Source organism: Streptomyces sp. ActVer (genome assembly GCF_027270795.1).
GTDB lineage: Bacteria > Actinomycetota > Actinomycetes > Streptomycetales > Streptomycetaceae > Streptomyces > Streptomyces umbrinus_A.
Map to the genome: position 1 here is coordinate 1 of NZ_JAPWHT010000184.1, position 18,963 is coordinate 18,963.

General features: G+C 71.9%; 17 protein-coding genes and 1 pseudogene. 13 read left to right on the forward strand and 5 right to left on the reverse strand.

Going from position 1 to position 18,963, the window contains the following annotated elements; genetic code table 11:
• Nucleotides 1-106 precede the first annotated feature (106 nt).
• Nucleotides 107-892 (reverse strand): CDP-alcohol phosphatidyltransferase family protein, encoded by a 786-nt coding sequence (locus tag O3Q52_RS27335; RefSeq protein WP_269651386.1) that lies wholly within the window; start codon nt 890-892, stop codon nt 107-109.
• Nucleotides 893-1,036: 144 nt separating this feature from the next.
• On the opposite strand from O3Q52_RS27335, the gene O3Q52_RS27340 reads away from it, so the two are divergent.
• From O3Q52_RS27340 to O3Q52_RS27360, 5 genes and pseudogenes are all read left to right on the forward strand, one after another.
• On the forward strand, nt 1,037-2,029 hold the full coding sequence (locus O3Q52_RS27340) for a zinc-binding alcohol dehydrogenase (protein ID WP_269651387.1): 993 nt from the start codon (nt 1,037-1,039) through the stop codon (nt 2,027-2,029).
• A 259-nt stretch (nt 2,030-2,288) separates the two neighbouring features.
• Nucleotides 2,289-2,687: a 6-carboxytetrahydropterin synthase gene (locus O3Q52_RS27345; protein ID WP_055613680.1), complete on the forward strand. Its 399-nt coding sequence runs from the start codon at nt 2,289-2,291 to the stop codon at nt 2,685-2,687.
• Between the two features lie 23 nt (nt 2,688-2,710).
• Nucleotides 2,711-3,811 (forward strand): glycosyltransferase family 4 protein, encoded by a 1,101-nt coding sequence (locus tag O3Q52_RS27350; protein WP_269651399.1) that lies wholly within the window; start codon nt 2,711-2,713, stop codon nt 3,809-3,811.
• A 137-nt stretch (nt 3,812-3,948) separates the two neighbouring features.
• Complete coding sequence (locus O3Q52_RS27355; RefSeq protein WP_269651400.1) at nt 3,949-4,890, forward strand: class I SAM-dependent methyltransferase; 942 nt, start codon at nt 3,949-3,951, stop codon at nt 4,888-4,890.
• A gap of 14 nt (nt 4,891-4,904) precedes the next feature.
• A pseudogene (locus O3Q52_RS27360) lies at nt 4,905-5,948 on the forward strand (lysylphosphatidylglycerol synthase transmembrane domain-containing protein); the annotation flags it as partial.
• Between the two features lie 203 nt (nt 5,949-6,151).
• Here O3Q52_RS27360 and O3Q52_RS27365 read toward each other — a convergent pair.
• Nucleotides 6,152-6,943, reverse strand: coding sequence for a creatininase family protein (locus O3Q52_RS27365; RefSeq protein ID WP_332112950.1), 792 nt, complete (start codon nt 6,941-6,943; stop codon nt 6,152-6,154).
• Between the two features lie 39 nt (nt 6,944-6,982).
• On the opposite strand from O3Q52_RS27365, the gene ribA reads away from it, so the two are divergent.
• The 5 genes from ribA (at nt 6,983) to O3Q52_RS27390 (ending at nt 12,145) form a co-directional block, all read left to right on the forward strand.
• Nucleotides 6,983-7,642 (forward strand): GTP cyclohydrolase II, encoded by a 660-nt coding sequence (gene ribA, locus O3Q52_RS27370; RefSeq protein WP_269651389.1) that lies wholly within the window; start codon nt 6,983-6,985, stop codon nt 7,640-7,642.
• Between the two features lie 145 nt (nt 7,643-7,787).
• Complete coding sequence (locus O3Q52_RS27375; protein ID WP_269651390.1) at nt 7,788-8,765, forward strand: ornithine cyclodeaminase family protein; 978 nt, start codon at nt 7,788-7,790, stop codon at nt 8,763-8,765.
• Nucleotides 8,762-9,916: an FAD-binding oxidoreductase gene (locus O3Q52_RS27380; protein WP_269651391.1), complete on the forward strand. Its 1,155-nt coding sequence runs from the start codon at nt 8,762-8,764 to the stop codon at nt 9,914-9,916. Before O3Q52_RS27375 ends, O3Q52_RS27380 begins: the two co-directional genes overlap by 4 nt.
• Nucleotides 9,913-10,974 (forward strand): saccharopine dehydrogenase, encoded by a 1,062-nt coding sequence (locus O3Q52_RS27385; RefSeq protein WP_269651392.1) that lies wholly within the window; start codon nt 9,913-9,915, stop codon nt 10,972-10,974. The genes O3Q52_RS27380 and O3Q52_RS27385 overlap by 4 nt, the downstream gene beginning before the upstream one ends.
• On the forward strand, nt 10,967-12,145 hold the full coding sequence (locus tag O3Q52_RS27390) for a saccharopine dehydrogenase family protein (protein ID WP_269651393.1): 1,179 nt from the start codon (nt 10,967-10,969) through the stop codon (nt 12,143-12,145). The genes O3Q52_RS27385 and O3Q52_RS27390 overlap by 8 nt, the downstream gene beginning before the upstream one ends.
• Nucleotides 12,146-12,307: 162 nt before the next feature.
• On the opposite strand, the gene O3Q52_RS27395 is transcribed toward O3Q52_RS27390, so the two are convergent.
• Nucleotides 12,308-13,528 carry a serine hydrolase gene (locus O3Q52_RS27395; protein WP_269651394.1) on the reverse strand — a complete coding sequence of 407 codons (1,221 nt, stop codon included), beginning with the start codon at nt 13,526-13,528 and terminating at the stop codon, nt 12,308-12,310.
• A 510-nt stretch (nt 13,529-14,038) separates the two neighbouring features.
• Between O3Q52_RS27395 and tgmA the strand changes: the two genes are divergently transcribed.
• Nucleotides 14,039-14,230: a putative ATP-grasp-modified RiPP gene (tgmA, locus tag O3Q52_RS27400; protein ID WP_033325990.1), complete on the forward strand. Its 192-nt coding sequence runs from the start codon at nt 14,039-14,041 to the stop codon at nt 14,228-14,230.
• Nucleotides 14,231-14,246: 16 nt separating this feature from the next.
• Nucleotides 14,247-15,236 carry an ATP-grasp ribosomal peptide maturase gene (gene tgmB, locus O3Q52_RS27405; protein ID WP_269651395.1) on the forward strand — a complete coding sequence of 330 codons (990 nt, stop codon included), beginning with the start codon at nt 14,247-14,249 and terminating at the stop codon, nt 15,234-15,236.
• A 115-nt stretch (nt 15,237-15,351) separates the two neighbouring features.
• Here the strand turns inward: tgmB and O3Q52_RS27410 are convergent, their stop codons facing one another.
• Complete coding sequence (locus O3Q52_RS27410; RefSeq protein ID WP_269651396.1) at nt 15,352-17,268, reverse strand: phosphatase PAP2 family protein; 1,917 nt, start codon at nt 17,266-17,268, stop codon at nt 15,352-15,354.
• A 288-nt stretch (nt 17,269-17,556) separates the two neighbouring features.
• A complete protein-coding gene (locus tag O3Q52_RS27415; RefSeq protein WP_269651397.1) occupies nt 17,557-18,474 on the reverse strand; it encodes an N-acetylglucosamine kinase in 918 nt (305 codons plus the stop codon).
• 263 nt (nt 18,475-18,737) lie between these two features.
• On the opposite strand from O3Q52_RS27415, the gene O3Q52_RS27420 reads away from it, so the two are divergent.
• Nucleotides 18,738-18,963 (forward strand): helix-turn-helix domain-containing protein (locus O3Q52_RS27420; RefSeq protein ID WP_269651398.1); only part of this gene is annotated, 226 nt, incomplete at its 3' end.

Below are 18,963 nucleotides of genomic sequence, written 5' to 3' on the forward strand. Positions count from 1 at the left end.
GCGCGACCAGCCACACACAACCCGCAGTCGAGGTAGTACGTCGGCTGCTGGTTATGGGGGCTGAGCGCGCAGTTCCCCGCGCCCCTAAAAGCCTGAAAGCAACCCCTTACTGGGCGCCCGCGCCGGCCGGTTCCCGGTGGAGGTGCTCGACCTCGACCGGCGTGACCCCCCGCTCGGCGGAGCCCCGCGTGCGCCACAGCCACGCGATGTCACGGCCGAACGACCACGTCAGCAGGCCGAGGGCGAGAGCGACGACGCCGAACGTCGGGGCGTACGGGAGGATCCCCGAGCCCGCGAGCAGCAGCAGGACGCCCTGGAGGGCGGCCACCGTCTTGCGGCCCGTGCTCGGCGGGAGGGCGTTGTTCAGCCAGGGCAGGAACCGGGCGGCCGCAACGAAGGCGTAGCGCATGCCGCCGATCAGCAGGGCCCAGGGGCCCACGGTCGTGGCGACGTACACGCTGAGCACCAGGATGAGGAACGCGTCGACCTCCATGTCGAAGCGCGCGCCCAGCGCGGAGGAGGAACCCGTCCGCCTGGCGACCTTGCCGTCGACCGCGTCGAGGATCAGGGCGACCGCGGTGAGGGCGACGAGGACCGTCACCGGCGGTGGGCTCTGGAAGGAGTCCGCGACGAGCGCGGTCACTCCGCCGACAAGGGTGGCCCGGCCCAGGGTCACGCGGTTCGCCGGTCCGAAGGAACGGGGCCGCGTGCGATGCAGGGCGCGTGAGAGCACCGCCCACGTCGCGAGCGCGAACGCCAGTCCCGTCAGCCAGCCCGCGGGCCCCATGCCGAGCGCCGTGCCGAGCACGGTGAGCAACAGAAGCTGCACACCCGCTCCCACGGCCGTCTCCTGCTGCAAGAGCCTCGCGTCGTACGTGTTGTTCAGGGCCACCGCACATCCTCCGGCCAGGTGACAGAGTCGATCAATGCCGCGTACCTTGTGCGCGGCTTCGCAAAGGTCGGTACGTGGCTCGCCGCCCGATCGTTCAGCTCATTCGCTCAGCCCATTCACATGGATTACTCAGGAGGATGCCGAATGGACCGTTCCGCCCGCGCCTTCTGGCTCCGCTCTCCGGGCCTCGGTGAGATCCGCGACGCCCAACTGCCCGAGCCCGCCGAGGGCGAGGTCGTGGTGCGAACACTTTTCTCGGGGGTGAGCCGCGGAACCGAGACGCTCGTCTTCCGCGGCGGCGTGCCGGAGAGCCAGCATGCCGCCATGCGGGCGCCCTTCCAGGAGGGCGACTTCCCCGGCCCGGTCAAGTACGGGTACCTGAACGTAGGAGTGGTGGAGGCGGGACCGACCGAACTTCTCGGGCGGACCGTCTTCTCCCTCTATCCGCACCAGACCCGGTTCGTCGTCCCGGCGAGCGCCGTGACGCCCGTGCCCGGGACCGTGCCCGCCTCGCGCGCCGTACTCGCCGGAACGGTGGAGACAGCGGTCAACGCCCTGTGGGACGCGGCACCGTTGATCGGCGACCGGATCACCGTGGTCGGCGCCGGCATGGTCGGCGCGAGTGTCGCCGCGCTCCTGGCCCGGTTTCCCGCGGCCCGGGTCCAACTCGTCGACGCCAACCCGGCGCGCGCCGGCATCGCACAGGCCCTCGGCGTCGACTTCGCGCTCCCGGCGGACGCGGCAGGCGACCGCGACCTGGTCGTCCACGCCAGCGCCACAGAGGCCGGGCTCGCCCGTTCGCTGGAACTCCTCGCCCCGGAGGGCACCGTCCTCGAACTGAGCTGGTACGGCGACCGGAAGGTCAGCCTGCCGCTCGGCGAGGCGTTCCACTCCCGCCGCCTGGTGATACGCAGCAGCCAGGTCGGAACCGTCTCCCCGGCCAGGAGCGCCCGCCGCACCTACGCCGACCGCCTCGCCATCGCCCTCGACCTGCTCGCCGACCCGGCCTTCGACGCCCTGATCACCGGCGAGTCCTCCTTTGAGGAGCTACCGGAGACGATGACCGCGCTCGCTGAGGCAGAATCAACGGGGATGTGCCACCTCGTCCGCTACGACGCAATCGCGCCCGGACCTTGAAGACACAGGACACCGACCGCGCCCTTGAGGGGCGCGGGGCTGTGTCGATGTGCGGCTCCGCCGCGCGGGCGCGACCAGCCCCCACCAACCCGCAGTCACCAACTCACCGCCACCCACACCGAACCCAACCGCCCCACTCAGCGGAGCGCATCGTCCGAAACTCCGAGCCGAACCCCCTGAACACGGAGAACGGACCGGCCGTACTACACGGCACGCCCCGGCAGAGGGGTCAGACGCGCCGCACCTGGAGGGTCGTCCGTTGTTCAGCATCACCGTCCGCGATCACCTGATGATCGCCCACAGCTTCCGCGGAGAGGTCTTCGGACCCGCGCAGCGCCTGCACGGGGCGACGTTCCTCGTGGACGCCACGTTCCGCCGCACCGAGCTGGATGACGACAACATCGTCGTCGACATCGGACTGGCCACCAGGGAACTCGGGGAGGTGGTGGCCGAGATGAACTACCGGAACCTCGACAACGAGCCGGTGTTCGCCGACACCAACACCTCGACGGAGTTCCTGGCCAAGGTCGTCGCCGACCGCCTCGCCGAGCGCGTGGAAAAGGGCCTGCTGGGCGAGGGTGCCCGCGGCCTGGCCGGCATCACCGTCACCCTGCACGAGTCGCACATCGCCTGGGCGAGTTACGAGCGTGCCCTGTGAGCCACAACGCCGACATCATCCCCATGTCCCTGCGCGCCATGCACTTCGTGATGCCCGGCGGAGTGGACGACCCGACCATGCCGAGCGGCGGCAACGTCTACGACGCCCGGGTCAGCCTCGACCTTCCCGGCTTCGGCTGGCAGGTCCACAAGCACGCCATCGACGGCAGCTGGCCCCAGCCCGAGGCCCCGGCCCGCGCCGAACTGGCCCGCACCCTCGCGGACCTGGCCGACGACACCGTCGTACTCCTCGACGGCATCGTCGCCTGCGCGGTCCCCGAGATCGTCATCCCGGAGGCCGAACGGCTGCGGCTGGTCGTTCTCGTGCACCTGCCGCTCGGCGACGAGACGGGGCTCACGCCCGCGCTGGCCGCGGACCTGGACGCCCGGGAACGCCGCACACTGCGGTCCGTGCCCGCCGTCGCCGCCACCAGCGAGTGGGCGGCCCGCAGGCTCGTCGCCCACCACGGCCTCGCGCCCGACCGGGTCCATGTCGCCGCGCCCGGCGCCGACATCGCACCGCTGGCCTCCGGTACCGACGGCGTCTCGCGGCTGCTGTGCGTCGCCTCGGTCACCCCGCGCAAGGGACAGCACCGACTGGTCGAGGCCCTCGCCGCGGTCACCGACCTGCCCTGGACCTGCGTCCTCGTCGGCGGCCTCGACCACGACCCCGAGTACGTGGCCCGGCTGCGGGCGCTCATCGACCAGCACGGCCTCGGCGACCGGCTCCAGCTGGCCGGCCCGAAGTCCGGCGCCGCGCTCGACGCGAGCTACGCCTCCGCCGACCTCATGGTCCTCACCTCGTACGCCGAGACGTACGGCATGGCCGTCACCGAGGCGCTCGCCCGCGGTATCCCCGTGCTGGCCACGGACGTCGGCGGGCTCCCCGAGGCGGTCGGGCGCGCGCCCGACGGCGGGGTGCCCGGGCTGCTCGTGCCGCCGGAGAACCCCGCGGCCCTCGCGGCCGAACTGCGTGGCTGGTTCGGCGAGGCCGACGTACGCCGTCGCCTGAAGGCCGCCGCGCGCGCCCGCCGGGCCTCCCTCGGAGGCTGGGCCGCCACGGCCCGGAGTCTGTCCGGTGTCCTGGGGCGACTGAAGAGCGAGGCAAGGATCGGGGCGGCATGAGCAGTACGAGCACGACGCCGGCCGGGACTCCGGGGCACGGCACGACGACGGCCGAACCGGGCCTCGACGAGGAGACGAGCACCGCCTCGCTGGGACGTGGTGAGGGGACGCACACGGCAGGGCGGGGACGCGACGAGATGACGACGACGACCGAGACCGAGGCCGTGGTTCCGGGCCAGGGGCGGGACAGCCAGGGACGGGACACAGGAACGATTCGGCTCGGTGACCGCACCCGCGGCGAGGCCACCGACGACACGACCCGCTACGCCCCCGAGTGGCTGGAACTGCGCGAGCCCGTGGACGCGGCGGCCCGGGCGGCCGAGCTCCTCGACCCGCTGCGGATCCGGCTCGCGAACCTGCCGGGGCGTGGCGGACTCGTCATCCACGACCTGGGCTGCGGCACCGGCTCCATGGGCCGCTGGCTCGCGCCCCGGCTCGACGGGCCCCAGCACTGGGTACTGCACGACCGCGACCCGTATCTGCTGCACTTCGCCGCCGTCGGGTCGCCCCGGTCGGCCGCCGACGGCAGCCGCGTCACCGTGGAGACACAGCGCGGCGACGTCGCCCGGCTGACCGCGGACGCCCTGGCCGGCGCCTCGCTGGTCACGGCCTCCGCACTCCTTGACGTCCTGACCCCGGACGAGATCGAGGCGCTGGCCGCGGCCTGCGCCGGAGCCGGCTGCCCCGCGCTCCTGACGCTCTCCGTGGTCGGCCGCGTCGAACTCACCCCGGCCCACCCGCTGGACGACGAGATCACCGCCGCGTTCAACGACCACCAGCGGCGCGGCGATCTGCTCGGCCCGGAATCGATCAACGCGGCCTGCGACGCCTTCGCCCGGCACGGCGCGACGGTCCGGGTGCACCCGAGCGCGTGGCGCCTGGGCCCGGACGAGTCCGCACTGACCGCGGAGTGGCTGCGCGGCTGGGTCGGCGCGGCCGTCGAGGAGCGCCCGGCACTGGCCGAGCGCGCCGACGCCTACCTCAAGGAGCGCCTCGCGGCCTGCGAGGCGGGCCAGTTGAGCGTGGTGGTGCACCACAGTGACCTGCTCGCACTGGCCCGCCCGACAGGGGGAGCCTGATGAGCACGCCGGCGATGGCGGACGAGGCACAGTCGCTGGCCGCCCTGGACGACGAACTGTCGTCGGCGGTCCGTGACGGCGGTGCGGAGGAACGGGAGACCGGACGAGTACGCCTCGACGGTGAGGAAGGTGGGGACGGCGAGACCGGGTCCGCCCGCGCCGACGCGACGGCGGACACGCCCACCGCGGGTCCGCGCAAGGCCCTGGCCCGCTTCGCGGGTCCCGTCCTGGCGCGCCTCGATTCCCGCGTCCTGCGCACCCACTTCGGCACCATCGCCGGCGTCGTGATCCTCACCGTGCTCACCTGGCGGCTCGGCACCGGGGTCTTCCTGGACGGCCTGCGCCGGATCGACGGCCCGACGCTTCTCGCGGCGCTCGGCATCGGCCTGTTGACCACCGTGTTCAGCGCCTGGCGCTGGTGCGTGGTGGCCCGCGGGATGAAGCTCAGGCTGCCGCTGGGCCCGGCCGTCGCGGACTACTACCGCGCGCTGTTCCTCAACGCGGCCCTGCCGGGCGGCGTACTCGGCGACGTGCACCGCGCGGTACGGCACGGACAGAGCGCCGGCGACGTCGGCCGCGGAGTGCGCGCGGTCGTCCTCGAACGGGTCGCGGGACAGGCGGTCCTGGCCGCCGTCGGCGTGACCGTGCTGCTCACCCAGCCCTCGCCGGTGCTGACCGAGACCCGGCACCTCGCCGTGCTGCTGGTCGCGGTCTCGCTGTGCGGGGTCGCCACCGTGGGCGCGGTCCGCAGCAGGGGCAGGGCGCCGCGCACGTCCCGCCGCTACCGGGCCGTACGCGCCGCACTCACCGAGGCGCGCGGGGCGCTGCTGGCCCGCGGGAGCTGGCCGGGCGTCCTGATCTCGTCGGTCGTGGTGCTCGCGGGACACGTCCTGATGTTCCTGCTCGCGGCCCGGGCGGCCGGCTCGTCCGCCTCCGCCGCCGAGCTGGTGCCCCTGGCACTGCTCGCCCTGATCGCCATGGGGCTGCCGCTGAACGTCGGCGGCTGGGGACCCAGGGAAGGCGTCACCGCCTGGGCGTTCGGCGCGGCGGGCCTGGGCGCGACCCAGGGCCTGACCGTGGCCGTGGTCTACGGCGTGCTCAGCTTCGCCGCGAGCCTGCCCGGTGTCGCCGTACTGGTGGCGCGTTGGTACGCGGGGCTGCGGCGCCCGCAGGAGAACGCGGCCGCCGAGCCGGGCCCGGACTCGCACACGGAGTCACCGGCGCCCCGGATCTCGGCCCGCGCGGAAGGAAACGGGGACACTCAGTGCCGATCGACGACCGCAGGAAGCCCGGCCTCCGATGTCAGCAGCGAGAAGTACGCTCCGAAGGAACCGGCCAGCGAGGCGAGGAGTACCTTCCCCTTCTCGGCGGACGCCCTCGAAGGGCGGCCGATGACACCGGACTTGGTATAGGCCGACATGCCCAGCGTGAGCAGTTGCCGGCGGTCGTCGGCCTCGAAGTCGGAGGTCTCGTAACCCGGCCTGACCAATTCGGGATGCCTGTGCAGCAGAATGGAGGTCTCTATTTCCCCCGCGTGCATATCAGTGAGCAGCGAGGTCTCTATCCCGGCCTGCTCCCGCGCCGTCTCCCAGTCCTCCGCGGCCGGGAAAAGAGCCATCCGGGCATCGGCGGCCGTGGATTCCTGCACGACGTTGCCCAATACGTAATTGCCGCCATGTCCATTGACCACGACGAGGGTGTCCACACCCGACCGACGCAGCGAGTCGGCGATGTCCCGCACCACCGCATGGAGCGTCACGGAGGAAATGCTCACCGTTCCCGGCCAGGCCGCGTGTTCGTGCGAGCAGGAGATCGTCACCGGAGGAAGGAGGTGAACGGGGAATGCGGCAGCCACTTCCTGGGCTATCGCGCAGGCGACGAGCGTGTCCGTCGACAGCGGAAGATACGCACCGTGCTGCTCGAAGCTGCCCACGGGAAGCACGGCGACCTGCCGGGCAGCGCCGGCACCTCGTGCGCGTACGTCTTCCGTGGTGTCTGTCGGCAGCTGCCCTGACACCGTGAGTCGTATTTCCGAACCGCCCGAATTGCCCATGTTCTCGCGACCTTTCGTCTCTGCTTAGGAACCAGAATCATGACAGAAATAGATGGCGTACTCGCCGGGAAAGCTCACTCCGCCGGTGTCGAGCGGGTCGTGAATGCCCCGCTGCCCACGGTGTACGGCGATTTCCAGGCCGTCGGCTACCTGGACCGTACCCGCGGAGACGAACAAGTGGCTCTGGTCTACGGTGACATCCAGAAAGACGGAATGCTCACCCGGCTGCACTCCGAGTGCCTCACCGGTGACGCGTTCGGATCCCGGCACTGCGAGTGCGGTCCCCAACTCTCCACCGCACTGCGGGAGATCGTGACCGAGGGGCGCGGAATCCTCATCTACCTGAGGGGCCACGAGGGCCGCGGGATCGGCCTGCTCGCCAAGCTCCAGGCGATGAAGCTCCAGGCGGAGGGCCTCGACACCGTCGAGGCGAACCTCGCGCTCGGGCTGCCCGTGGACGCCCGCGACTACGGCGTGGCCGCGGAGATCCTGCACGACCTCGGCGTCCGTTCCGTGAGACTGCTGTCCAACAACCCGCGCAAGCGCGAGGCGTTGCTCCGCAACGGCATCAAGGTCGACGCGCAGGTCCCGCTGCTGATCCCGCCCTGCGAGGACAACATCACCTATCTGCGCACCAAGCGGGAGCGCCTGGACCACGACCTGCCGCACCTGGACGCCGTGGTGGGCCACCGCGTCTGACCCGGCCGACCGGCCCCGCAGCCGGCCCCGCGCGCCGCGCGCCCCCAGTGGCGCGCGCCGGCCGGGCGGTGGTGTGATCAGGAGGAGTGTCACCCGGACGCCCCGACCGCGGTGACATCGGCGCGGACAGGGGAAGGGAAGAGGGATGACCGACGACGTCCTCCATCTCTCCCGCGACCAGGTGGCCGCGCTGCTCGACACCGACACCGCGATCCGGTCCCAGCGGGCCGCCTTCACGGCGCTGGGCGACGGCACCGCCGAGCTGCCCGGCAAGATCATGCATCCGAGCGGGTTCGACGACAGCGTCGTGTTCGCGTACCTCGCGCGGCTGTCCGCGGACACCGGGGCCGTCGCCAAGATCGGCAGTGTCAACCCGGGCAACGCGGCCGCCGGACTGCCGACGATCCACGCCGTGATCAACGCGCTCGACCCGGTCACCGGGCAACTCGTCGCCGTCATGGACGGCACGGCGGTGACGACCCTGCGCACGGCCGCGGCCAGCGCCGTGGCCTTCGACGCACTCGCCATCCCTGACGGCACCGAACTCGGCCTGATCGGCTCCGGCACCCAGGCCCTCGCGCACGCACGCTCCGTCGCCCGGGTCCGGGACCTGAGAGCCGTACGGATCTGGAGCCCGTCCCCGGACCGCAGAGCACGGGCGGCGCGGCTCCTCGCGGCCGAACTCGGCATCCCCGTCAAGGCCGTCGATTCGGCGGAGGAAGCCGTGGCCGGACTGCCCATGGTCGCCGCCTGCACGCTCAGCAGCACGCCCGTCGTCCGGGGCGAGTGGCTCGCGCCCGGCTGCACGGTCGTCAGCGTCGGATCCTTCGAGCCCAGCCGCAGCGAGGTCGACACCGACGTCGTACGGCGGTCCGCGGCCGTCGTCGTCGACGACCCCGGGACCGCGGCCGAACACGCCGGACCGGTCGTGGCCGCACTGTGCTCCGGGACGCTCGCCCACGAGGACCTGATCCCGCTCGGCGAGGTACTCACCGGCCGCCGCGAGGGACGTACGACCGAGCGGGACATCGTCTACTACAACAGCGTCGGCATCGGCATCCAGGATGCCGCCGCGGCCTGGGCGGTCATCGACGCCGCTCGCGCCCAGGGGGTGGGCTCATGACCGGTGTTCCCGGACGGGCGGGGGTCGTCGTCATCGGCGGCGGGGTGATGGGCACGAGCATCGCCTACCACCTGGCGCGGGCCGGAGTGCCGGACGTGGTGCTCGTCGAGCGGGACGAACTCGCCTCCGGGTCCACCTCGCGAGCCGCGGGCGGAGTGCGCGCGCAGTTCTCCGACGAGCTCAACATCCAGCTGGGCGCGCGCAGCCTGGAGGCGTTCGCCCGCTTCGGCGAGGAGACGGGCCACGACATCGGACTGCACCGCGTCGGCTACCTCTTCCTGCTGTCCACACCGGCGGAGGTCGAGGCGTTCGAGGCCGGGGTGCGGCTGCAGAACGGACTCGGTGTGCCCAGCCGCATGCTGGACCCGGCCGAGGCGCGCCGCCTCTCGCCGCTGATCACCACCGACGGACTGCTGGCCGCGGCCTTCTCCCCGGACGACGGCCACTGCACGCCCGAGGCCGTGGTACACGGATACGCGGCCGCCGCCCGCCGCCACGGCGTCAAGGTCGTACGCCACTGCGAGGTCACCGGCATCGAGACGCGCGGCGACGACATCACGGCCGTCGTCACAGGGCTGGGCCGGATCGAAACGTCGGCCGTCGTCTGTGCGGCGGGCGCCTGGTCGCGGGCCGTCGGCGCGATGGCCGGCGTGGACCTCCCGGTGGAGCCGCTGCGCCGCCAGATCGCCGTCACCGAACCGGTCCCGGACCTCCCGCCCGACCTCCCCATGACCATCGACTTCACCAGCAGCCTGTACTTCCACACCGAGGGCCCGGGCCTCCTCGTCGGCATGTCCGACCCGGACGAGACCACCGGCTTCGCCACCGAGACCCACGACCGCTGGATCCCCCGCCTCTGCGAGGCCATGGAGCACCGCGCACCCGCACTGCTCGACCTGCGCAGGACGAGCGGCTGGGCGGGCCTGTACGAGATCACCCCCGACCACAACGCGCTGATCGGCGAGGCGCGTTCGGTCTCCCGCTTCCTGTACGCGACCGGGTTCTCCGGGCACGGCTTCCTCCAGGGGCCCGCCGTGGGCGAGGTCGTCCGCGATCTCTTCCTGGGGCATGATCCCTTCGTCGACATCACCCCGCTGCGTGCCGAACGGTTCGCCGCCGATGCCCTGAGACCGGAGGTCAACTGCGTATGACCGAGCTCCACTTGTGGCTGCGCCACGAGACCCGCACGACCGAGCGGCGCACCCCGATCGTGCCGTCCGACGCCCGGCGGCTCGTCGGGAACGGCGTGATGCTCACCGTCGAGGACTCCCCGCAGCGCGTCTTCCCGACCGGGGCGTACGAGGAGGCGGGCTGCAGGGTCGTCGAGGCGGGGGCATGGACCGGCGCCCCGGCGGACGCGGTGATCGTGGGCCTCAAGGAACTCCCGGACGGGCCGGATCAGTTGCGGCACCGTCATGTCTTCTTCGGGCACGCGTACAAGGCGCAGCCCGGGGCGGAGGCGCTGCTGCGCCGGTTCGTCGCCGGGGGAGGGGGGCTGTTCGACCTGGAGTACCTGGTGGACGACAACGGCCGCAGGCTCGCCGCCTTCGGCTACTGGGCGGGCTATGTGGGCGCGGCCCTCGCGGTACTGCACCACCGGGGCAGGCTGAGCGCCCCACTGCGGCCGACGTCCAAGGAGGAACTGGACGCCGAACTCCAACCGGCCCCCGGCGAGACCGAGTTCGCCTCGCTGGTGGTCGGCGCGCTCGGCCGCTCCGGACGCGGTGCGCGGGTGGCGCTCGCCGAGGCGGGGCTCGACCCCACCTGCTGGGACCTCGCCGAGACCCGCGACCTGGACCGACAGGCCCTGCTGGACCACGAGTTGATGGTGAACACCGTCCTCACCACCGGGCCCAGCACCCCCTTCCTCATGGACAAGGACCTGGACGAACCGGGCCGCCGGCTGCGCACGGTCTGCGACGTGACCTGTGACGTCGGCTCCCCCTACAACGTCCTGCCGGTCTACGACACGGTCACCGACTGGACCGACCCCGTGCGGCGCCTGCACGAGGCGCCCGCGCTCGACCTCATCGCCATCGACAACCTGCCGTCCCTGCTGCCCAAGGAGGCGAGCACGGACTTCTCGGCGGCACTGACGCCACAGCTCCTGGAGTTCGGGGTGGCCGGGGCGTGGGGTCGCGACCTGGACCGCTACCACGAAGCATGCCGTGAACTCGGTCTGACACAAGGGGAGTTCCGCGATGCCTGAGACCACCGCCCAGCCCGCCGGTGTCCCCGCCTCCGGCACCGTCCACTGGATCGGCGCGGGCCTGTCCACCGGCAGCGGTCTCGCCGCGCTGTGCGACGCGGCCGACCGCGTACGCCTGTGGCACCGCACCGAGGAGCGAGCCGCCCAGAGCCTGGAGACCCGCGGCCTCACCGGCCGCGCCGAGCCCCGCGCGTACACGCTCCCGGCCCTCACCGCCGAACTGGCGCCCGGCGACGTGGTGGTCTCCATGCTCCCGGCCCCCGAACACGCGGGGCTGCTCGCGGCCTGTGTGAGCCGCGGGGCCCACTTCGCCTGCTCCAGCTATGTCTCGGAGGCGGTCCTCGACCAGGTGCCCGCCGCCACGGCCGCCGGGGTCGTGGTCCTCACCGAGTCCGGCCTCGACCCGGGCATCGACCACCTCTTCGCGCACAGCCTCATCGCCAGGGCCCGCGAGAAGATCGGCGCCGACACGACCGCCGAGGTCAGCCTCACTTCCTACTGCGGCGGCATCCCGGCCGTCCCGAACGACTTCAGGTACCGGTTCAGCTGGGCCCCGGCGGGGGTCCTCAACGCCCTGCGCTCGCCCGCCCGTTACATCGAGGCCGGCGCCGAGACCACGGCCCCGCGTCCCTGGGAGGTCACACGCCCCCACGTGGTGGACGGCGAACCGTTCGAGGTCTACCCCAACCGCGACAGCCTCCCCTTCGTCGACCAGTACGGACTGCCCGCGGCCTGGAAGCCCCAGACCTTCGTCCGCGGCACCCTCCGCCTCGACGGCTGGCTCGACGCCTGGCAGCCGGTCTTCGAGGAACTCCGGCACGGCGACGACCAGCGAATCACCGGCCTCGCCCAGGAGTTGGCCGCCCGCTACCCGACCACCGACGCCGACCGCGACCGCGTCGTCCTCGCCGTGTCCCTGGACGTACACGCCGGCCCGGACCGCACCTGGTCGGGCCGCTACCTGCTCGATCTGGAGGGAGACACGGAGGAGAGCGCGATGGCACGGTGCGTGTCGCGGACGTTGGCGCTGGGGGTACGGCGGATCCTGGACGACGGCCTGCCACCCGGCCTCAACCGAGCGGCGGAGACGGCCGAGCGGTCCGAGGACTGGCTCGCCGAACTCGCCCGCGACGGCGTCGACTTCACGCTGCGGACGGACGAGCCCTCCTGACGTCCGGACGACCACTCCTGACACCGACTGCCGCTACGACCGGCGCCCCGTCCTCGCCGAGCAGCCACTCCCGGGACCCACTGAACACAGGCGCACTCCCGGCTCCCGGTGTCGTCGGCCTCTTGGCGTGGCCAACCCCATGGAATGCCCGCCGGGCCCTCGTCAGCCGCCGAGTGCCTCGCTCACGAACCCCTTCAGTTCGTGGAAGGAGAGCATCCCCGCAGGCCGGACCTGTGTCATGAGCTGGACGGTCAGATCGTTGCGCGGGTCGACCCAGAAGGTCGTACCGCCCGCCCCGCTCCAGCCGTAGGAGCCCTCGCTCTCCGGGGACCCCGTGCGGTCCGCGTCCACGACGACCGACACGCCGAGGCCGAAGCCCAGGCCCGCGTTGCCCGGCCGGCCGTGGACGGGTTTGCTGCCGAAGGCGTGGAGGTCGGTGGGGAGGTGGTTGGCGGTCATGGTGTCCACGGTCTCGGGGGACAGCAGCCGGACGCCGTCGAGTTCGCCGCGCCGGCGGAGGAACTCCATGAAGCGGTGGTAGTCGAGGGCCGTCCCCACCAGCCCGCCGACGCAGGAGAGCAGCCGCGGGCGCTCGTGCACCGGCGGTCCCTGGATACGGGCGATCCCACCGTCCTGGTTCTCCTCGTACAGGGCGGCCAGCCGGTCCGCCCGCTCTCCTGAGACCCAGAAGCCGGTGTCCGTCATCCCGAGGGGTGCGAAGACCCGTTCGGCGAGGAACTCGTCGAGCGGCCGGCCCGTCACCACCTCGATGAGCCGCCCGACCACATTGGTCGCGACCGAGTAGTTCCACTCGGTCCCCGGCTCGAACTGCAGCGGCAGACCCGCGTACACCTCGCAGGCCTCGGCGAGGTCCGCGTCCTTCGGTGCCGAGATCTCGACTCCGGCCGCCAGGTAGAGCGAGTCCACGGGGTGGGTGCGGTACGCGCCGATGGTCAGGCCCGCGGTGTGGGTCAGGAGGTGCCGGACCAGGACGGGGCCCTCGGCCGGGCGGGTCCTCATGCCGTCGCCCGCACCGCTCTCGTAGACCTGGGGGTCGGCGAAGGCCGGCAGGTGGCGGGAGACGGGGTCGTCGAGGTCCAGCAGGCCTTCCTCGTGGAGCATCAGCGCGGCGACGGACGCCACCGGCTTGGTCATCGAGTAGAGCCGCCACACGGTGTCCGCGGTGACCGGGACGTTGGTCTCCCGGTCGCGCAGACCGTACGACGTGAGATACGCGACACGGCCGTGACGAGCCACGGAAATGAGGTACCCGGGCAGCAGGCCGTCGTCCACGCGACGGGCGTAGAACCGGTCGAGACGGTCCAGCGCCACCGGATCGAGACCGACCTCGACCGGATCCACTTCTTGCCGCAACTGATCCATGGTCTGCCTCCGTTGACGGTCGGAAAGGGGCGGAAACGGGTTGGAAGGGGACTGCGGCAAGAGGTCGGCAATGGGGCGGGGAGATCGGAAAGCGCTACGAGAGTAGCCGTGAGGGGGGTGTCCTCCGAATGAAATTCATGGCCACGGCCGGACAGGTACGACGACCCGTGGTCCGGCGCGCCCAGGCGCCGCCGGCCCAGGGGCACCGCACGGGCGCGCGAGGCGTTCGAAGGGTGAAGGTGTGCGCCAGTGCGCTGAACTGCGGCTCGACCCCGGATCCGTAACCCCGGGGCGTGCGTCATAGGAGTCGAATGGCTGCCCCATGCACGCAGGATCGGCCCGGTCGGATCACGTCACGGACCGTACTGGTCCGATGACTACGCTGCGTGAAGCAACCATTCGCCTGTTCGATTCGTATATCTCCGTGGAAGCCCTGCAAACCTGTCAGGCGACGTGACGCCGGAGCGTCACGATCCGCTTCACCGGGTTCGCACCGAGCAAGGAGAACCGATGCGACCGTTCGCGCTCAACTACGCCCGTCCGGCCCAGCAGTTGGAGGTCAGCGTTCCGTATGCCTATGACTCCAGACTGCAGTTGAACGTGCTCCCGGACGGGCGGCTCGCCGCTCATGACTACGCCGTGTTGCGGGAGCTGGGGGCCACCACCTCCACGGCAGGCTCGAAGACCCACTTCGACGACTGAAGCCGGACCCCTAACGATGACGGTTCTGATCCTGACGTGCGAACAGGATGTGACCGCGGACATGGTGGTTGCCGAACTCGACGGGACCGGGGTGCCGGTCGTCCGCCTCGACCCCGCGGACCTGCCGGGCCCCGTGGCCCTGTCGGGGGAGTACGTGCACGGCGTCTTCCGCGGACATCTGTCCGTCGGTGGCCGGCTGGTGAGCATGAACGGGTTGCGGTCCGTCTGGGTCCGCAGGCCCGGCGTGCCCGCGAGCCGGGTCGCCGAGCCCTCCGACTGGCTGACCGAGGAGTCCGCCCAGGCGCTCTACGGCATGCTGCGCTCCACCGACGCGCGCTGGATGAACCACCCCGACGCGGCCCGGCGGGCCCGGCACAAGCCCTGGCAGCTCCACCTTGCCCAGCTCAGCCGACTGCCCGTACCCGCCACACTGATCACCACGTTCCCGCAGGCCGCGCGTGACTTCGCGGACCGCTTCCCGGACCTGGTGGTCAAGCCCGTCTCGGGCGCGCACCCGCAGGAACCGCCCCGGGCGGTCCCGACCAGCAGGGTCGCGCCCGACGCGGACTTCGCGGCCGTCGCCTACGGCCCGACCCTGCTCCAACGGCGGGTGGCCAAGCGGGCCGACATCAGGCTGACCTGTGTCGGCGACCGGATCCACGCCGCCCGAAAGGCGGTCGACCCGGAGGCCGACCCCGACGAGGTGGACGTACGGTTCGCCACCTCGGACGCTCCCTGGCGCCCCGCCGACGTGCCCTCGTGCATCGCCGCCGGCGTGGTCACCTATCTGCGGGAGGCCCAACTGGCATACGGCGCCTTCGACTTCGCCGAGGACGCCGAGGGCATGTGGTGGTTCCTGGAGTGCAACCAGTCCGGCCAGTTCGGATTCATAGAGATCGACTCGGGCCAGCCCATCGCACGCACAGTCGCCGACTGGCTCTCCGCCCCCACCCCACCCACACCCCCGGCCAACGGCAGCAGAGCCTGGCTCCTGGAGGGCCACTGACGCACACCCCGCGCCCCGTAAGGGGCGCGGGGCTGTGACATTTGCGGCTCCGCCGCGTGGGCGCGACAAGCCCCCACCGGCCCGCAGGTGAATCACCGCGCTGCCAACGCAGTGCCTACGCGAGCCGCACGGACAGCCCACGCGACGTGAACACCTGCTCGGCACGGACCCCGTCCACAGTCACGCTCTCGAACCGCCCCTGCAACATTCGGCTCTCGATCACAGGAAGCACCGCACCCCGCCGCGGCCGGTAGGAGCCGTCCAGCCGAATGACGAGCCGACTGCCCCGGTCGAGCACCACACGCCGGCCCACCTTCAGAGCCGCCGCACGATCCCCGTCGAGCGTCACGTCGAGAATCGCGCCGGACGCCTGGGCGTACGCCCCTCGAACCCGAAGCGGCGAAGTCGCCCGCAGCGTCCCGCCCTTGACCCGTACGTCACCACAGCCGAGCGCGTCCGCCGAACCGGTCGCGAGGACACCCTCCTCCACCGTGCTGCCACCGGAGTACTCGTTGTCCCCGGTGAGCGTCAGCGTGCCGCCGCCGCGCTTGACGAGTGCGCCCCGGCCGCCGATGTCGTTGCGCCAGGTGTCGGCGGCACCGAAACCACCGGCCGAACCGTCCAGCGTGACGCGCACATCGGTGTCGAAGGCCCCGTACCCGTCGGCGGCGGCGAACAGGTTCAGCCGCCCCCACTGCTCGAAGCCGTCCAGCAGGACGTAACCGGCGGGCAGCGCGGTCGTCCGCAGCACCTCGCGCCGCTGGGCCGCCGTGAGGTACGGCAGACGCGTCTCCAGCAGGACCTCCGCGCCCTTCGGCACGGTCATGCGGTCGTGCGAGTGCAGTTTGGGCAGGACGTACGTCAACCGGGGTTCGACCGCTGCCCAGTTGGCCGAACGGTCCGCGTACGGGTCGGTGTCCAGGCCCGCCGAGTGCGCGTAGGCGTACAGGGTGTCCGCGGTCGTGCCCGTCTTCTCCTGGAAGTACGCGGAGGCCTGGGCGCGGGCCGCGGCCTTGAGGCCGGCGTTCTTCGGGTCGGCGAGCGCCGCCGCCGCGAGGGCCGTGGCGAGGACCCGGCCGCCGACCACGTCCACGGTGTTGTGCATGCCCGCCACGATGCGGGTGTGGGCGAGCTCGGAGGCACGGGCCACCAGTTCCTGGAACCGCTCCGGGACCGCGTACCCCATGGCCAGCGCCGCCAGATAGAAGGCGTTCGTGTGGCCGCTGGAGAAGCCACCGTCGTCGGCCGGGTCGGTGCCGCGCTGCCTCAGCAGCTGCGGGACGACCACGACATCGGACTCGTAGACGGGGTAGCCCAGTTCGTCGGTCCTGCCCGTGTCGACGACCTCGCTGTCCTCGTTCATGCGCCACGGACGCGGGTACTGGTAGGCGAGCTTGGAGGGGTTGCTCGACGCGAACGGGCCGCGCACCGTGTCGACCAGTTCGGCGACCTTGCCCAGGTCCGAGGTGTAGGAACCGGCACCCAGCGCGGAGCCCGCGGGCGCGTCGGCCGGGAGCGTGTCGTTGATCTTGCCGGCCGGAATGCCGTCCGGCGCCGTGGTGATCCCGGTGACGGCCTTCGCCCCGCTCCGGTAGAGGTCGGCGAGCGGGCCCAGACCGGCGATCACCGCGTAACTCTGGTGCTGGCGGTCCTGGATGAACGCCGTCCGGGCCTCGGCGTCCGTGCGGCGCCGGGTGACGCGCACGCTGTACCGCACGTTGGCGCGCAGGACCTCGGGCATCAGCGGGGTGCCGGTGTTCCATGCCGCGCCCGTCTTCCAGATGCGCGCGAAGCCGTCGAGGATGTGCACGGCCGCGTTGGTCCCGGACGTGAGGTTGCCGATGACGTTGGTGGTGTACGAGTCCACGAAGGCGGCGGACGCGTTCGTGGCGGCCGAGGCCGTGGCGGCAGGCCAGGCCACCACGGCGGGGCCCGCGACCAGTCCGGCCGAGACGCCCACGGAAGTCCGCAGGAACACACGCCGGTTGACACCGGATCTGCCGAGAGGGGGACGGGGGTACGCACCGGGCATGGAGGTGCCTCTCCTTCTGGAGTCACAACGGGAGGAATGAACTCGACCGTCACGAAAGCGAGAGCGAGGGACGCGACGGCGAAAGACGCGAGAGCGACGGACTCGAAAGTGACGGACTCAAGAGCGACGGACTCGAAAGTGACGGACTCAAGAGCGATGAACTCGAAAGCGATGAACTCGAACTGATCACGTGAGCTGAACCCGGGCCCCTGAACGGGAGTTGAACGCGTGGATGCACCCTGGAGCGGTCAACTCAACTGTCCGGGAAACAGATCGGCCCGCGTCGTATCACCGCAGCGACCTGGCCAGTGCCACGGCGCCCTCCACCGGCGGTACGCGCAAGGGCCGGGGCCGCGCCGCCGGCAGCGCTTCGGCGAGTGCCTCGGTGAACGCCTCGTACAGCGCGGGCTGGACGAGCACCGTGCTGCCCGCCACCACCACGTCGTCCACGGGAACCCCGCGCCCGGCGAGCCGCACGACGAGCGACGCCAGCGCGCGGCCGCCCTCGGCGATCACCCGACGGGCCAGCGGCGAACCGTCCTCGGCCGCCGCGAACACACTGGGCGCGTGCCGCCCCCACTCGGCGGACGGACGGGTCGCGCTCTCCAACGCCGCGCCCAGGGCGGGTACTTCGGGAACGTCGAAGGCGGCGATCAGCCGGGCCGCGAGGGCGTCCGGCGGATCGCGGCGGTCGTGTGCCGCCCACAGGGCCCGCGCGGCCTCGCGTACGAGACCGGCCGAGCCGCCCTCGTCGCCGAGCACAGCGCCCCAGCCGCCGACCTGGACGGTGTCGCCGCCGGGCAGTCGTCCCACCGCGACCGAACCGGTGCCGGCGACGAGGCCGACCCCCTTGTCCAGACCGGCGGCGGGTACGAGGAGTTCGGCGTCTCCCACGACGAGGCAGGGGACACCGAGAAGAGTGTGGAGTGCGGAGCGGATCTCCTCGCACTGGCGAGGCGTCTCGCAGGCGTGGCCGCCGACGGCCACCGCGGCCGGGCGCGCGCCCTGGGGCAACGCCTCGTCGATCAGTGCGGCCAGCCACGCGGCGGCGGACACGGGATCGTGCGGCCGCCATCCCCTGCTCATGCGCACGTGATCGGCGACGGCACTCTGTCCGGGGCCGGGGTTTCCCCCGGCCTCCGCACGGAGATGCGTCTTCGTGCCGCCCACGTCGATGCCGACGGCGATGGGCGTGGAGTCCTGCACGGAGCCTCTTTCGTCGTTGCGCGATATCGCGCATGCGGAGCGAACGGCGGGCGAACCGTGTCTTGGCACGAGCGATCGTGTCTTCGGACGAGTTCTCGGGAAGCCCCGGGACGGGCTTCTGATGAGCGCGGCAGGCGTGTACCGCTTGAGTTCGTTAGGAAGTTAACTAACGAAGTAGGGTGCGTCAAGGGGTACGGACCCGGTGCCGTACAACCATTGCGACCGGACTGCCGCGGCACTACCTGCACGACCTGAGGGAGCCCATGAACCTGAGTGAGAGTGCCCGCGCGGTGTTCGCCGTGCTGGCCGAGGCGGGCACCGCCACCCGCCCCCAGCTTGCGGCCGGCGCGCGCCTGTCCAAGCCGACCGTCTCCTCGGCCGTGGCCGAGCTGGAGACCGCCGAGCTCGCCGCCCACTCCGGCACCGTCTCTGGCGGCACCGGCCGTTCCGCCGCGGTCTACGGGCTCGGGCCGGCCGCCGGCACCCGGC

Excerpts from the sequence above, each read along its gene's own strand:
- O3Q52_RS27340 (WP_269651387.1), top strand. The coding sequence starts at position 1,037 with ATGGACCGTTCCGCCCGCGCCTTCTGGCTCCGCTCTCCGGGCCTCGGT.
- O3Q52_RS27350 (WP_269651399.1), top strand. The coding sequence starts at position 2,711 with ATGTCCCTGCGCGCCATGCACTTCGTGATGCCCGGCGGAGTGGACGAC.
- O3Q52_RS27355 (WP_269651400.1), top strand. The coding sequence starts at position 3,949 with ATGACGACGACGACCGAGACCGAGGCCGTGGTTCCGGGCCAGGGGCGG.
- O3Q52_RS27365 (WP_332112950.1), bottom strand. The coding sequence starts at position 6,943 with ATGGGCAATTCGGGCGGTTCGGAAATACGACTCACGGTGTCAGGGCAG.
- ribA (WP_269651389.1), top strand. The coding sequence starts at position 6,983 with ATGACAGAAATAGATGGCGTACTCGCCGGGAAAGCTCACTCCGCCGGT.
- O3Q52_RS27375 (WP_269651390.1), top strand. The coding sequence starts at position 7,788 with ATGACCGACGACGTCCTCCATCTCTCCCGCGACCAGGTGGCCGCGCTG.
- O3Q52_RS27380 (WP_269651391.1), top strand. The coding sequence starts at position 8,762 with ATGACCGGTGTTCCCGGACGGGCGGGGGTCGTCGTCATCGGCGGCGGG.
- O3Q52_RS27385 (WP_269651392.1), top strand. The coding sequence starts at position 9,913 with ATGACCGAGCTCCACTTGTGGCTGCGCCACGAGACCCGCACGACCGAG.
- O3Q52_RS27390 (WP_269651393.1), top strand. The coding sequence starts at position 10,967 with ATGCCTGAGACCACCGCCCAGCCCGCCGGTGTCCCCGCCTCCGGCACC.
- O3Q52_RS27395 (WP_269651394.1), bottom strand. The coding sequence starts at position 13,528 with ATGGATCAGTTGCGGCAAGAAGTGGATCCGGTCGAGGTCGGTCTCGAT.
- tgmA (WP_033325990.1), top strand. The coding sequence starts at position 14,039 with ATGCGACCGTTCGCGCTCAACTACGCCCGTCCGGCCCAGCAGTTGGAG.
- tgmB (WP_269651395.1), top strand. The coding sequence starts at position 14,247 with ATGACGGTTCTGATCCTGACGTGCGAACAGGATGTGACCGCGGACATG.
- O3Q52_RS27410 (WP_269651396.1), bottom strand. The coding sequence starts at position 17,268 with ATGCCCGGTGCGTACCCCCGTCCCCCTCTCGGCAGATCCGGTGTCAAC.